General features: G+C 63.2%; 13 protein-coding genes. 7 read left to right on the top strand and 6 right to left on the bottom strand.

Going from position 1 to position 13808, the window contains the following annotated elements:
* The first annotated feature begins 22 nt into the window (after window positions 1-22).
* Window positions 23-400, top strand: a complete 378-nt coding sequence (locus tag C7G61_RS00335; protein WP_108512103.1) for a response regulator — start codon at window positions 23-25, stop codon at window positions 398-400.
* Window positions 401-529: 129 nt separating this feature from the next.
* On the opposite strand, the gene C7G61_RS00340 is transcribed toward C7G61_RS00335, so the two are convergent.
* A complete protein-coding gene (locus C7G61_RS00340; protein ID WP_108512104.1) occupies window positions 530-3208 on the bottom strand; it encodes a TIGR02302 family protein in 2679 nt (892 codons plus the stop codon).
* Between the two features lie 172 nt (window positions 3209-3380).
* Between C7G61_RS00340 and C7G61_RS00345 the strand changes: the two genes are divergently transcribed.
* From C7G61_RS00345 to C7G61_RS00360, 4 genes are all read left to right on the top strand, one after another.
* Complete coding sequence (locus C7G61_RS00345; protein ID WP_108512105.1) at window positions 3381-3761, top strand: carboxymuconolactone decarboxylase family protein; 381 nt, start codon at window positions 3381-3383, stop codon at window positions 3759-3761.
* A gap of 120 nt (window positions 3762-3881) precedes the next feature.
* Entirely contained in the window at window positions 3882-4790 is a 909-nt protein-coding gene (locus tag C7G61_RS00350) for an NAD(P)-dependent oxidoreductase (RefSeq protein ID WP_190241604.1), read from the top strand.
* A 96-nt stretch (window positions 4791-4886) separates the two neighbouring features.
* On the top strand, window positions 4887-6410 hold the full coding sequence (locus tag C7G61_RS00355) for a L,D-transpeptidase family protein (protein ID WP_108512107.1): 1524 nt from the start codon (window positions 4887-4889) through the stop codon (window positions 6408-6410).
* A 203-nt stretch (window positions 6411-6613) separates the two neighbouring features.
* Window positions 6614-7663 carry an acyltransferase family protein gene (locus tag C7G61_RS00360; RefSeq protein ID WP_338026025.1) on the top strand — a complete coding sequence of 350 codons (1050 nt, stop codon included), beginning with the start codon at window positions 6614-6616 and terminating at the stop codon, window positions 7661-7663.
* A 694-nt stretch (window positions 7664-8357) separates the two neighbouring features.
* On the opposite strand, the gene C7G61_RS46945 is transcribed toward C7G61_RS00360, so the two are convergent.
* Window positions 8358-8651 carry a DUF4167 domain-containing protein gene (locus C7G61_RS46945; RefSeq protein ID WP_338026026.1) on the bottom strand — a complete coding sequence of 98 codons (294 nt, stop codon included), beginning with the start codon at window positions 8649-8651 and terminating at the stop codon, window positions 8358-8360.
* A 345-nt stretch (window positions 8652-8996) separates the two neighbouring features.
* Between C7G61_RS46945 and C7G61_RS00370 the strand changes: the two genes are divergently transcribed.
* Window positions 8997-9197, top strand: a complete 201-nt coding sequence (locus tag C7G61_RS00370; RefSeq protein ID WP_244608078.1) for a hypothetical protein — start codon at window positions 8997-8999, stop codon at window positions 9195-9197.
* A 34-nt stretch (window positions 9198-9231) separates the two neighbouring features.
* Here the strand turns inward: C7G61_RS00370 and lysA are convergent, their stop codons facing one another.
* From lysA to argH, 3 genes are all read right to left on the bottom strand, one after another.
* Entirely contained in the window at window positions 9232-10497 is a 1266-nt protein-coding gene (gene lysA, locus C7G61_RS00375) for a diaminopimelate decarboxylase (protein WP_108512110.1), read from the bottom strand.
* Between the two features lie 70 nt (window positions 10498-10567).
* Window positions 10568-10834, bottom strand: a complete 267-nt coding sequence (lptM, locus tag C7G61_RS00380) for an LPS translocon maturation chaperone LptM (RefSeq protein ID WP_108512755.1) — start codon at window positions 10832-10834, stop codon at window positions 10568-10570.
* Window positions 10835-10945: 111 nt separating this feature from the next.
* A complete protein-coding gene (gene argH / locus C7G61_RS00385) occupies window positions 10946-12343 on the bottom strand; it encodes an argininosuccinate lyase (RefSeq protein ID WP_108512111.1) in 1398 nt (465 codons plus the stop codon).
* A gap of 138 nt (window positions 12344-12481) precedes the next feature.
* Between argH and tlpA the strand changes: the two genes are divergently transcribed.
* On the top strand, window positions 12482-13159 hold the full coding sequence (gene tlpA, locus C7G61_RS00390) for a thiol:disulfide interchange protein TlpA (RefSeq protein ID WP_420836722.1): 678 nt from the start codon (window positions 12482-12484) through the stop codon (window positions 13157-13159).
* 158 nt (window positions 13160-13317) lie between these two features.
* Here tlpA and C7G61_RS00395 read toward each other — a convergent pair whose 3' ends face one another.
* Entirely contained in the window at window positions 13318-13497 is a 180-nt protein-coding gene (locus C7G61_RS00395; RefSeq protein WP_108512112.1) for a putative motility protein, read from the bottom strand.
* Window positions 13498-13808 lie beyond the last annotated feature (311 nt).

Below are 13808 nucleotides of genomic sequence, written 5' to 3' on the forward strand. Positions count from 1 at the left end.
CTGGGGCGAGAGAGACGACTTAATGCCACGCGTGCTGATTGCCGATGACGAGGATTCCATGCGCTCGCTGGTGGCGCGCGCGATCGCCATGGACGGCCACGAGACCGTCACCGCCGAGGACGGCGCCGAAGCGCTCGATATCCTGACCCGCGAACGCGGCACGTTCGACCTGCTGCTGACCGACATCCAGATGCCGGTGATGGACGGCATCGCACTGGCGCTAACGGCAGCGCGCGATTTTCCGGACCTGAAGATTTTGCTGATGACAGGCTTTGCCGATCAGCGCGAGCGCGCCTCCGGCCTCAACGCCATCGTGCACGACGTGGTGACGAAGCCGTTCTCGGTGCACGACATCCGTACCGCGGTCGCGGATGCGCTGGCGGCGAGGAAGAACGGGTAAGCCTCCTCGTCATGGCGGGGCTTGACCCGGCCATCCATCTCCCAAAACGACTCTTGCGAAGGAGCGATGGATACGCGGGTCAAGCCCGCGTATGACAATCGTGGTTGCGGCAGCGATCGTGCAAACCCCTCAATAATCCTTCAACAGCCGCTCGATGTAATCGAGTTCGATCTGCGGGCGGGACGGATCGCCGAGGCGGCGGCGCAGCTCTTCGAGGATCCGGCGCACCCGCTGCACGTCGATCTCGCCGGGGATCTTCACAGTATAATCATCGCTGAATTCGTTGTGGCGCATCGGCCGCCCCAGCGGATCGGTCGAGTTGGCCGCGCCCTGCTGGCGGCCTCTGGGATTGCCGGGGCCGTCGCCCGGCTGGTCGCCGTCACCCTGCTGCATGGCTTCCGCCAGGCTCTGGGCACCCTTGCGCAACGCGTCCAGCGCGCGGCCTTGCGAGTCCACCGCACCGTCGGCATTGCCCTCGCCGAGCCGGCCGGTGGCGTCGCCCATCGCCGAATCGGCCTGATCGAGCCCGTCCTCGCCGTCGCCCTGGTCGCCGCCTTGACCCTGCTGGCCCTGGCCCTGCTGACCCTGTCCCCGTTCGCCGCGCTGACCCTGTTGGCCCTGTTGGCCTTGCTGGCCGCGCTGGCCCGGCCCCATGCCGCGCTTGGCGAGTTCTTCCTGCAATTTCTTGAGCCGATCGCGCAGGCCCTGCTGGTCCTGCTGCAGGTCGCCCATGCTCTGGTCGCCCTGCTTGTCTCCCTGCTTGCCGCGCATGCGGTCGCGCCTGGAATCCTGGCCCTGCTTGTAGGTCTTGTCGCGCAATTGCTGCTGCTTGCGGATCATGTCGCCGAGTTCGTTCAGCGCCTGCTCCATGTCGTCGCCGCCCTGGCCGGGCTGCGCCATCTGCAGGTTTTCCAGCATCTGCTGCAGCTGTTCCAACAGCTGCTTGGCGGCATCCTTGTCGCCGGACTTCGACATCCGCTCCAGCCGGTCGAGCATGCTCTTGAGATCCTGCTGGCTCAGCATCTTGGTGTTGGGATCGAGCGGGCGCGCCAGCTGCTGCGGGTTGTTTCGCTGCTGCTCGACGAGCTGGCGCAGGAAATTGTCCAGCGCGGCGCGCAGATTGTCCGTGAGCTTCTTGATCTCCTCGTCGGTGGCACCGCGTTCCAGCGCCTGCTTGAGCGCCTCCTGCGCCGCGCGCAGCGCCTTGTCGACATCAGAGATGTTGCCGTCCTCGATGGTGACGGCGAGCGCCCATAGGCTGGCGACGACCTCGCGCAGCGAATCGTCGGTGCGCGCCGCCTCCAGCTGCCGCGACACGCTGTAGAGGCCGAGATAGTGTCCCGCCTCCGGCGTGAACAATTCCGGCGCAATCATCAGCGCATCGAGCGCGGTATAGACCTGCGCATTCTGGTTGGCGTCCAGCGCCAGGATGCGGCGCTGCTCGATCAGGGCGCGCGCCAGCGGCTTTGTGAACAGCCGCTCCGGCAGCCGCATGTTGAAGGGCTCGCTCTTGCCCTCGTTGCCGGCCTCGTCCTTGGCAGTCAGCGTCAGCGTCACGTCGGCGCCGGCGTAGGGATCTTCGCTGAGATCCTTCGCCGTCTGGCCGACGCCGTTGCGGGTGCGCGCATTCGGCAGCACCAGCGGAAACTGCGGCGGCTCGAACAGCGGCCGCCGCTCGGCCTTGTCGGCCTCCTTGTTGTTCTTGCCGTCCTTCACATCGGGAGTCTTGGCGTCGGGAGTCTTGGCCTCGGAGGTCTTGGCCGCATCCGCGTTGCGGGCAGCGAATTGCGCGCGGGCTTCGGTGACGCCGTAATCGTCCTCGAGCTTGTAGGACATCTGCAGCGAACCGCGGGCCTGGCGTTCCGGATCCTTGACCAATGAAATGGTCGGCGCGCGGTCGGGCGTGGCCGCGAAGCGCCACAGCGGCTGGCCGGACGGCGCGCGGACATGCGCGCTGCCGTCGCCCGTGATCTTGAAGTGCCGTTCGTTGGTGCCCTTCGGCGCCTGCTCGCCCGGCGCGATCTCGGTCACGCCGCCGCCGACCACGACGTCGATGGTGCCGCCGCTGGAGCGCACCAGCAGCGTACTGCCTGACGGCACCGGCAACGGTGCGCCGCTATCGGGCGAAGCCGCATCCCTGGCGGCGGACAGAATCACCGGCGGCTTGCCGGTATAGACCGGCGGCGTCACCCAGGCATCGACCCGGACGTTGGCCGGCGCCAGCACGCCGTTCCAGTCGAACGCCGCGGCAATTCGAAGCCGGCGCTCGTCGCCGGCGGCGACATAGGCGGCCGCCAGCATCACCATGACCAGCGCGCGCAGCGCCCAGGGATCGTGGATCGGAAGCCGCGGCGACGGCAGCCCGGCGCGAATCCGCTTGATCGAGGCCAGCGTGCGCTCGCGTTGTTCCCGCCACAGCGCCTGCGCGATCGGGTCCTTGTTTGAGAGCGTGTCGGTCAGCGCGGTCGCCGGGCGGTGGCGAATGCCGGTGCCACGGTCGAGCCTGCTCAACGCCTCTTCGCGGGTCGGCCAGCGAAACCGCGCAAGCGGGTACAACGCCGCCAGCGCCAGCACGATAAACAGACCGATGCCGATTGCGCGTGCTAGAAATGGCAGTGCCAGCCACAATCCGGCCCAGGACACCACCAGAAACAGCCCAACCACGCTTAAAATCCGGGCGAAGCCCGGCCAGGCGCGCTCCCACGCAATCGCATACTGAGCCCGTTGCAGGGCCTGCGTCAGTTGAAGCCGCGCGACAGCATCCGGCTCGCGCGGGGTTTTCGTGGAGTCGGGGGAGGCTTCGTTCAACAAAATTCTCCGGGTTGCCGACAAATCACCCTAGCACGGCGGCGGCATTGAAGGCACCCCGCGTCCAGAGGGTTCCACACCTGGAATTACGCATAACACGAAGGCGTGACTGCCGGGCTTTAGCCCCGTAACGTCGGTTTCGAACCCGTAAAAATACGTAAGGAAAGCGTTCATGGACCAGAAGACACACGACAAGGGCCTGGAAATTCGCAAAGCCGTGCTCGGCGAGGCCTATGTCAACAACGCCCTGAAGAACGCCGACAGCTTCAACAAGCCGTTCCAGGAACTGGTCACCGAATATTGCTGGGGCGCGGTGTGGGGCCGCGAGGAATTGCCGCACAAGACCCGCAGCATGCTCAACCTCGCCATGATCTCGATCCTCAACCGGCCGCACGAATTGAAGGCGCACATCAAGGGCGCGCTGACCAACGGCGTCAGCCGCGACGAGATCCGCGAGATCTTCATGCAGGTCGCGATCTATGCCGGCGTGCCCGCCGGCGTCGACAGCTTTCGCATCGCGCGCGAAGTGTTTGCGGAATTGGACAAGGCGTAGAGACCAGTCGACGTTTCATCCGTCATTGCGAGCGAAGCGAAGCAATCCATCTCGCCGCACAAAGAAAGAATGGATTGCTTCGCTTCGCTCGCAAATGACGGAGCAAGAGGAAACATCACCATGGAAATCGGATTTATCGGCCTCGGGAAGATGGGCTTCCCGATGGCGCGCCGCCTGATTGAGGCCAAGCATCAGCTCACGGTATTCGATACGCGCAAGGAAGCCGTCGACAAACTCACAGCGCTCGGCGCGCAGGCCGCATCGTCACCGAAGGAAATTGCCGATCGCTGCGAGACCGTGCTGGCAAGCCTGCCGTCGCTGCAGGCCTCGCTCGACGTTGCGACCAGCTCGGGCGGCGTGATCGAGGGCAAGCGGGTAAAGCGCTTCGTCGATCTCTCCACCGTCGGCTCGCAGATGGCGGCCAGAATTCACGGCCTGCTGGCGAAGAACAACATCGTGCAGATCGACAGCCCCGTCAGCGGCGGCGTCGGCGGCGCCGAGAAGGGAACGCTGGCGGTGATGGTGTCCGGCCCGCGTGCCGATTTCGAAGTGACAAAACCCGCGCTCGACGTGATCGGAAAAGTGTTCTTCATCGGCGAAAAGCCCGGCTCGGCGCAGACCATGAAACTCGCCAACAACTTCCTGTCGGCCACCGCCATGGTGGCGACGTCGGAAGCCGTGGTGATGGGCGTCAAGGCGGGGCTCGATCCGGCCGTGATGATCGACGTCATCAACGCCGGTTCCGGCCTCAACACCGCAAGCCGCGACAAGTTTCCCCGTGCCGTGCTGCCGCGCAGCTTCGATTTCGGCTTCGCCACCGGGTTGATGGTGAAGGACGTGCGGCTGGCGCTGGAGGAGATGAAATCGCTGGGGCTGTCGATGGAAGTCGCCGAAGCGGTCGGACGCTTGTGGGAAGTCGTCATCCGCGACGAGGGCGCCGAGTCGGATTTTACCGCTGCCATCAAGCCGATCGAAAAGGCAGCAGGCGTCGTGGTCGGCGGGGCGAAGGGCGGCCACGCGGCGAAGTAGCGCTGACGCAGTTCCAGGTTGGCAAGTCCGACCGAATGGCGTTGAATGTATTTGCGTGCAAGCCGGCGTTGACCCGATCGATCAGTTGGGACGCGGATGACGTTTCGTTGCGTAAATCCAGTGTGCAGGCAGAAGCGGCTGCGGCCCGCATGTCTTGTCGTTGCTCTTGTCGTTGCGGGTCTGGCCTTGCTGATCGCGGCGGGGAACGATGCGCCCGCCAAAAGCGGCCAGAGCCAACGCCCGATCGAGTCCATTCAGTCGCGCAGCGCAGGCGAGCCGACCATGGCCATCGTTTCGCTTCGCAGCCAGCGGATCACCGTCTACGACGCCAAGGGGTGGATCCTGCGGGCGCCGGTGTCGAGCGGCACGAAGGGACGCGAGACACCCGCAGGGATCTTCAGCGTCATCCAGAAAGTCGAGGAGCATTACTCGAACCTGTATGACGACGCCTTCATGCCGCACATGCAACGCATCACCTGGTCGGGCATCGCGCTCCATGGCGGCGTGCTGCCGGGACGTCCGGCGTCCCATGGCTGTATCCGGCTGCCATTCGACTTTGCCGAACAGCTGTTCGGCGCGACCGCGATGGGCATGCGGGTGATCGTGGCGCCAGGCGATGTGGCGCCTGTTGAGTTCGCCCATCCGCTTCTGTTCCAACCGAAGCCCGGTGCGGCCGCCCTGGCCGCCGCCCGAACCACGGAGGCGCAAGAGGCGGCGAGGAAAGCAGCCGAGGCGCGAATAGCCGCCGGGACGGCCTTGCGGGAGGCCACGCAGGCCAGGACGCCGGTTCGCGCGGCGGAAAATCTGAAGCGCAGAGCCGAGGCACAGTTGGCTGCCGCCGAGACTAAACTTGGCGCCGGCATCTCCGCGGAGGCAAAGGAGCAGGCTGAGGACGCCAAGGCGCAGGCCGTCGCCAAAATCGCGGAGCTGCAGCTGCAATGGGACGTCGCCAACGTGGATCTGCAACTGAGGCTCGATGCCGTCACGTCTGCGCGTGAAGCCGCCGCCGCGGCGGAGACTGTGCGGGCCGCGGCAGCCGAGGCGGCCCGCCAGCTCGCGCGCGAACTCCAGCCGGTATCGGTGTTGATCAGCCGCAAGACCCAGCGGCTTTATGTGCGGCAGGCATTTGAGCCGCTCTTTGAAGGTCCGGTCACGATCGCAGACCCCGATCGTCCGATCGGCACGCATGTCTTCACCGCCATCGGGCGCACGGCCGACGACGCCAGTTTGCGATGGAGCGTCGTCTCATTGCGCAGCGGAAGTCCGCCGAGCGGCGCGGTTGAGCCCGAGGACCGGCCGCGCGGGAATAGCGGTCGCGGCGTTGAGCCGGTGCCGATGGACCCGGACAGCGCAAAGGCCGCGCTCGACCGCATCGTCATTCCGCAGGACGCATTGGATCGCATCGCCGGCATTGCGCCGCGATCCTCTCTGATCGTCACCGACGAGCCGATGAGTTCAGAAACCGGCAAGGGAACGGAATTCGTGGTGCTGTTGAGCGGCGAGCCGCAAGGCGGCATCAAGCGGCGGCGGCGCAGTCCGGGGAGCGACTTCCGCTACGCATACCCACGCAGCCAGCCTTTCGGGGGCTCGCCTTTCGGAAATCCCTTTTTCAACTGGTGAGCCTTCGCTCGGAGGGTGAGCGGACATAGCTCGGACTCCACCAGAGGTCCGGGAATGACCCCGAAGCAGTCATGGCAAAGTTCGGCTCCGTCCGAGTTCGCTCAATGCATCCAAAGGTAAACTCCTTCACGGCAGTACAACCGTCTATTAATGTTTTCGCGCTTAGATAGAATGCAATTTGGAATGGGCGTACTGAGGGCGTTTTGCGGATCTTCGCGGGTGTACAGGCAATGCGCGGCGTTGCTGCGCTGTCGGTCGTCTGCGGACACGCAGTCAGCGCGCGACCCGATATGGTCGGGCCGGTCCTTGCCGAAGGCGCGCTCACCATTCTTGCAAGCGGCGTCGACATCTTCTTCGTTATCTCTGGCTTCATCATCGCAAGCACGGCGGCGGCGCAACGCGACCCGTTGAATTTCGCCTTCAGGCGAGCTGTTCGAATTTATCCGGTCTACTGGCTCGTGTTGCTGGCGGCGTTTGTCAGCTCATCCTGGATCGCGCTGTCACCGGAGGAGCGTCCCGCGCTCGACTTCGGCCTCATCTTTGCATGGACATATCCGAACTGGTACCTCGCGCCGGCGTGGTCGATTGCTTTCGAGGTGCACTTCTATGCTGCAGTTGCGGCCATCCTCGCGATCGCGCCGAACCGGCTGTTCCAGCTGCTGTTCGCGGGGCTCGGCTTGGTCCTTGTCGCTGTCGTCTTCGGCCTGCAGCTTGGCATCTATTCCCATCCGCTGGTCCTGGAATTCGGTGCGGGCGTCGGCATCGCCTATCTCTTGAGAAACGGCAGATTGCGCTTTTCGCGCTGCATACTAGCAATTTCCGCAGGCCTGTTCGCGGCCGGTTGGTACTGGATATTCATGCACGGATCGGCTGATCCGCAATTCGCACGCGTGCTGACCTATGGCCTTGCTGCGGGATTGCTCATCCATGCTGTGGTCTCTGCCGAGATCGAAGGGCTGTCCTTCTCGCCGATCCTGCAATGGTTCGGCAAGATTTCGTACTCGCTGTATATCGTCCATTACCTGGTGATAAAATGGATCGTCACCTTTACCGGGTTGTGGCTGCTATCTACGGCAGGGACAATTATCGCCAGCATCCTGCTCTCCATCGGCCTCGCCTCTGCCTTGCACGTCATCATTGAGGCGCCGATCATCAGTTGGGGCCGCAAGTTGAATCTGATGCGCCGCGACCAGCGGACGTCGGATGTCCCGAGACGGGAGGGCACCGTGCGTACTCCAGCACGGGCCGAATGAACAAATTCCGCTACGCATACCCACGCAGCCAGCCTTTCGGGCGCTCGCCTTTCGGAAATCCCTTTTTCAACTGGTGAGCCCTGTGGGATGGCAAAAAATGCAATCATCTTCGATCCGATTTGGATGCAGTCGCGCAGCAACTACCCTCGCCGAAATCGGCGAGCAGAAGCGCAGCCATGATCGCCGCCTCTACAGCGACTCTCGCACTATTCCGCCTGGCAATCTTCGCAGCCCACGCCGTGGGGCGGTTACCGAACGCGCTAGTTAATTAACCCCGTTTCCGCGTGCGGCTTCCAAAGAGGTCGGAGCCCCAGAATGAAATGAGGACCAGCGCGCAAGTCGCGAGGCCCAACAATGCCAGAATTGTTTCGAGCATCATCGAATCAACTCCCTTCTGTTGGGATTCTGCCATACGAACGCGCCGCAGTTGAGCGCGTTTATTCCGTGTGCCCGGCACCGCCGTGCGGCATATTGGAAGGACGGCCCCCAGCTTCGAGCTAGGCATCAACCGTTGGGGCCATCCGTTGTCCCATGCCGGGCATGCCCATCCACATGGTGTCCAGCATGCGCCGGAATAAAAATCTGATTCGAATCAATGTCTGTATGGAACCCGACGGTTTGGCATGGTTCCAGGTGCGATGGGGCCTGAGCAATCCAGGGGAAGTCCGGCAATCGCCCCCCATCCTGCGGCACACTAATTTGCATTCTTCGCCATCGACCGGAAATAGTGCTCGGCATGCTGGAAATAATTCTCCGCTGCGATCCGGTCTCCCTTCAGAGCTTCAGCGCGGGCCAAGGCCAGGTAGCGTTCATAGTTTTTCTCGGCGCTCTGAGCGTTCTTCGCGTGAGGGTGAGGGAACCCGGAGGATTCATTTCTCCGGGCGGGCCGGGATCCTCGGCGCGCTATGCCGGCCATAGCTTTCGTATTTGAACGTGGTTGTACCGTTACCGGCTTAACTTCCGAAATGTGCTTCATGTTGGTTTTCATGTTGTATGCCGCTCCGGCAGAGCCGTGCGACGTTCATTGGAGGAATTGTCGTGCTGCAATCTGGTCGATGGGCCACTGAGGGCGGCGCTCAAAAGCGCGAGGGTACGGTGTTCCTGGCGCCCGATTAGCAGTGAGGGCCCGCCGAACAAATCCATATCGACTGCGTTTTAGATAAGAGCGCAGAAACCGATTTCAAGTTGCTGGCTGAACAGAAGAAGTTTTAGCGAAACGTCCATCCTCGTCGTGCGCGCCCATAACGCGGCAGCAGCCAGAACGTAGGAGCAAAGATCCATGATAAGAAAACCCATAACGACGATGGCCGAGGAGCCAATACCTAGGAACATCATGCGCGCCGATGTCACGATCACCGAGGGTTTCGGCATGGAGGTCGACGGTCAGATGAAGGCGGTGTTCGACACAAAGGAAGCCGCCGAAAAGAAAGCGCGGGAACTCAAGACCAAATTCCCGATGCTTCAGGTCAAAGTCTATGACGCAGCGCAAAGAACAACTGCGGTGATAGCGGCCAAAACATCCGAATCGGTCTGACGGGCGCTTCAGGAAACCATCGAAGCGACAACGCTCAAAACCACGGTGCCGGCCGATCCATCGCAATTAAATCCTCGACCTCGATGCGCGGGCGGACCACGGCATACTGGTCGTCCTTGACGAGGACTTCGGGCACCAGCGCGCGCGTATTGTAGAAGCCGGACTGCACCGCGCCGTAGGCGCCGGCGGTCATGATCGCGATGAGATCGCCGGCCTTGGGTTCGGGAAGGTTGCGGTCGAGGGCGAGATAGTCGCCGGTCTCGCAGACCGGACCGACGACGTCGGCCGTGATGGTTCGCACGCCCTTGACGGGCTCGCGAACGGGAAGGATGTCGTGATGGGCTTCGTACAGCGTGGGACGGATCAAATCGTTCATCGCGGCGTCGATGATGACGAAATTCTTGGCCTCGCCGGGCTTCACATAGATGACGCGGGAAACGAGGATGCCGGCGTTGCCGACGATCATCCGCCCGGGTTCGAACATCAGCGTGCAGCCGAGATTATGCGTCACCCGCTTGACCATCGCGGCATAGGCCGACGGCAATGGCGGCGCTTCGCGGTCGGCGTGATAGGGGATGCCGAGCCCACCGCCGAAATCGATATGCTCGATCTTGTGGCCGTCGGCGCGCAGCGTCTGCACGAAATCGGAAAGAATCCGGAACGCGGTCTCCATCTTGGAGAGATCAGTGATCTGGCTGCCGATATGCATGTCGGTGCCGGTCACCTCGATACCCGGCAGCTTCGCCGCGAGGGCATAGACCTCGCGCGCCCGCAGAATCGGGATGCCGAACTTGTTCTCGGACTTGCCGGTGGCGATCTTGGCGTGGGTGCCGGCATCGACGTCCGGATTGACCCGCAACGAAATCCGCGCGGTCTTGCCGGTCTCGACCGCGAGCTTCGACAGCAATTCCAGTTCGGGCTCGGATTCGACGTTGATGCAGAGAATGTCCGCCGCCAGCGCGGCGCGCAGTTCGGGTTCGGTCTTGCCGACGCCTGAGAAAAGAATCTTGCTCGGCGGAATCCCCGCGGCCAGCGCGCGCTTGAGTTCGCCGCCCGACACCACGTCGGCCCCGGCGCCGAGTTTCGCCAGCGTGCGCAGCACCGACTGGTTGGAATTGGCCTTCATGGCGTAGCAGACCAGCGTCTTCTCGCCGGCAAAGGCCTCGGTGAAGATGCGGTAATGGCGCTCCAGCGTCGCCGTCGAATAGCAATAAAACGGCGTGCCGACCGCATCCGCAAGTTCGGACAGGTTGACGGCCTCAGCGTGGAGCACGCCGTTGCGATAGTCGAAGTGATTCATGGCGCGCTCATAGCGTTTTCGAGCGAAGTGGGTACCGATTCGCGTCAAGAAAACGCGTCAAAACAAGACTCTAGTCCAGCAGCGGATCGAGAACGAATTTCTTCTTGCCGCCCTTGGGAGCGCTGGGGCCTGCCTCGGATCCGTAGGTCGAATTGAAGACGCCGGGCTGCGCCGCGCGCTCGGCCTCGGTGTCCGACGTGGCCTGGGCCGCCGGCGCCGCCGCGGTCGGCGGCAAATCGAGCCCGGCCTTGCGTCCGCAGCCCCCGAGCGCGAGCGCGGTCACGCTCAGCAGGATGATGGCCCATCCCGACGATGACGGGCGGTAGTTACTGATCACGACGAAATCCCCAATGCGCGCCGCACCATACAAAGATTGCCTTGGTCTGGCGAGTGCCGATCGGCCACGGAAACCCAAGAAAAACCTAAGCAATTGCAGCGATTTTTTTCCTCAGCCCAATTTTCGCTCTTTTTCCAGCCGTTTCAGCCAGGCTTTGGCCTGCGACAGCACGTTCTTCGGCGCGGTGCCGCCATAACTGGTCCGGCTCTTGACGGACGCTTCCACAGACAGCACGCGCAGGGCATCGGCCGAAATCTTCGGCTCGACCTCCTGCATCGCCTGCAGCGGCAATTCGTGCAGCGCCACACCCTGCTTGGACGCAAGGCCGACGATTCGCCCGGTGACATGGTGGGCATCGCGGAACGGCATTTTCAGCGTCCGCACCAGCCAGTCGGCGAGGTCGGTGGCGGTGGCATAGCCCTCGCCGGCGGCGGCCTTCATCCGTGCCTCGTCCGGCACCAGGTCGATGACCATGCCGGTCATGGCCCGAATCGCGAGCGAGAGCGCGGAAAACGCCTCCATGGCGCCCTGCTTGTCCTCCTGCATGTCCTTTTGATAGGCGAGCGGCAGCCCCTTCATCACGATCAGGAGACCGTTGAGCGCGCCGATCACCCGGCCGGTCTTGGCGCGCACCAGTTCGGCCGCGTCGGGATTGCGCTTCTGCGGCATGATCGAGGAGCCGGTGGTGAACTTGTCACTGAGGCGCACGAGGCCCACCAGCGGCGAGGTCCAGATCACGATTTCCTCGGCAAAGCGCGACATGTGCACGGCCGCGATCGAGGCGGCCGAGAGCGTTTCGAGCACGAAGTCGCGATCCGATACCGCGTCCAGCGAATTGGCCATCGGCCGGTCGAAGCCGAGCGCCTTGGCTGTGGCGGTGCGATCGATCGGAAACGAGGTTCCGGCCAACGCCGCGGCCCCAAGCGGCGATTCGTTCAGCCGCTTGCGGGCATCGGCAAAACGACCGCGGTCGCGCGCGGCCATCTCGACATAGGCCAGCAGATGATGCCCGAACGTGACGGGCTGGGCGGTCTGCAGATGGGTGAAGCCCGGCATCACGGTCGCGGCATGTTCCAGCGCGCGGCTGGCCAGCGCATGCTGGAAGGCGGCCAGCGCCGCATCTGTTACGTCGATCGTGTCGCGGACAAAGAGCCGGAAATCGGTCGCCACCTGGTCGTTGCGGGAGCGTGCGGTGTGCAGCCGTCCCGCTGCCGGCCCGATCAATTCGGAAAGCCGGCTTTCGACGTTCATATGGATGTCTTCGAGCGCGCGCTTGAAATCGAAGGAGCCCTTGCCGATTTCTGACAAAATCGTGTCTAGACCCTTGCCGATATTTTTCGCATCAACAGCGGTGATAATGCCTTGCGCGGCCAGCATTGCGGCGTGGGCCTTGGACGCGGCGATGTCCTGGGCATAGAGGTGACGGTCGACGTCGATCGAGACGTTGATTTCCTCCATGATCGCATCGGGACGCTCGGTGAACCGGCCGCCCCACATCTTGTTGCTCATGACTTCCCTGGCCTTACTTCTTAAGCCTTGCCATCTAAATCGTCGAACCGGCTGCGAAACGCGGTGCCGGTTTCGGCCGTAACTCGACCGTAATCTTGCGCCCTGCATAGCCGTATCTGATACAGGATGACAAACGATATGCCCGAAATGTCCCCGCCCCGCCCGGCCACGAAACGCCGGATCCCGCTCGCCATCGGTGCGGTGGCGGCTGTGGGCGTGATCGGATTGGGCGCGTTTTACGGGCTTGGCGGCTTCAAGCGCGGCACAGGCGGCGATCCCTTCTGTACGGGCGCCGTCGAACTGGCCCGCAAGATCGCACCGCTGGCGCATGGCGAGGTGGCCGCGCTGACCATGGCGACGACCCCGCTGCGGCTCCCCGACCTCGCCTTCGAGGACGCCGAGGGCAAGCCCCGAAAGCTCTCGGAATGGCGCGGCAAGACCGTGCTGGTGAACCTGTGGGCCACCTGGTGCGTGCCTTGTCGCAAGGAGATGCCGGCGCTCGACAGCCTGCAGGCCAAGCTCGGGGGCAAGGATTTTGAGGTGGTCGCCGTCAATATCGACACCCGCGATCCCGAGAAGCCGAAAACCTTCCTCAAAGAGGCCAATCTAACCAGGCTTGGCTATTTTACTGACTCAAAAGCCAAGGTTTTTCAGGATCTTAAGGGCATAGGCAAGGCGCTGGGCATGCCGACCTCGATACTCGTGGACGGCCAGGGCTGCGAGATCGCCAACCTGGCTGGTCCCGCTGAATGGGCCAGCGACGACGCCATCAAGCTGATCAAGGCCGCGATGGAGCCAGTGAAGGCGGGGTCCTAGCTGTGAGCAGTTCAGCGCTAGAATCGCCGGGTGGGCAAAGCCACCGGATCGCGTGAATGCGCCCGATGACAGGCTCCGTGTGCCCACCATCACCAGCGCAGCATTAGATGGTGGGCACGGCGCAGGCGCGCCTTTGCCCGCCCTACAGGACGGTAATTTCAGGCCGCAATATTGAGGTTGCCGCCAACGCCGGGGGCGAGATTGGCCGTACCCAGCAGCGTCTGGACCGCGGCTTTCTCCGCGTCCGCATTCTGTTTGATGATCGAGGTCTGGATCTGCTGCTGCGTGCCCGCCGCTTTCATCGCCATCATGCTCGAAACCATAGCCATCATATCCATACGCAGCACTCCTCAAACCTGAGGGCACCCTACCCCGGCACCGGTTAACGAATTCTGGAGATTGTGCGGTGACCGCGGTGGAACCTGTCCGAGCGGCGTGAAAAAGAAGTGCGTGGGCAAAGCGACTTGTCCGCCGTAGCTCAAAGAGCGAAGGCGGAAGCGTGCCCACCGATTTTTCACAACCGGCGATGGCGCCTGCAGAGCACGTCGGCGTTTGAATTTGCGGAAACATGGTGGGCACGCGGAGCCTGTCATCGGGCGCGCATTCGCGCGACCCGGTGGCTTTGCCCACCCCTACGGATTCGCGATGA

Origin of the sequence: Bradyrhizobium algeriense, assembly GCF_003062295.1 — a bacterium.
GTDB lineage: Bacteria > Pseudomonadota > Alphaproteobacteria > Rhizobiales > Xanthobacteraceae > Bradyrhizobium > Bradyrhizobium algeriense.

Bases quoted from the DNA above. Each gene is read 5' to 3' on its own strand.
- C7G61_RS00370 (WP_244608078.1), top strand. From the start codon at position 8,997: ATGCGCGCCGATGTCACGATCACCGAGGGTTTCGGCATGGAGGTCGAC.
- argH (WP_108512111.1), bottom strand. From the start codon at position 12,343: ATGAGCAACAAGATGTGGGGCGGCCGGTTCACCGAGCGTCCCGATGCG.
- tlpA (WP_420836722.1), top strand. From the start codon at position 12,482: ATGCCCGAAATGTCCCCGCCCCGCCCGGCCACGAAACGCCGGATCCCG.
- C7G61_RS46945 (WP_338026026.1), bottom strand. From the start codon at position 8,651: ATGAAAACCAACATGAAGCACATTTCGGAAGTTAAGCCGGTAACGGTA.
- C7G61_RS00335 (WP_108512103.1), top strand. From the start codon at position 23: ATGCCACGCGTGCTGATTGCCGATGACGAGGATTCCATGCGCTCGCTG.
- C7G61_RS00345 (WP_108512105.1), top strand. From the start codon at position 3,381: ATGGACCAGAAGACACACGACAAGGGCCTGGAAATTCGCAAAGCCGTG.
- C7G61_RS00395 (WP_108512112.1), bottom strand. From the start codon at position 13,497: ATGGATATGATGGCTATGGTTTCGAGCATGATGGCGATGAAAGCGGCG.
- lysA (WP_108512110.1), bottom strand. From the start codon at position 10,497: ATGAATCACTTCGACTATCGCAACGGCGTGCTCCACGCTGAGGCCGTC.
- C7G61_RS00350 (WP_190241604.1), top strand. From the start codon at position 3,882: ATGGAAATCGGATTTATCGGCCTCGGGAAGATGGGCTTCCCGATGGCG.
- C7G61_RS00355 (WP_108512107.1), top strand. From the start codon at position 4,887: ATGACGTTTCGTTGCGTAAATCCAGTGTGCAGGCAGAAGCGGCTGCGG.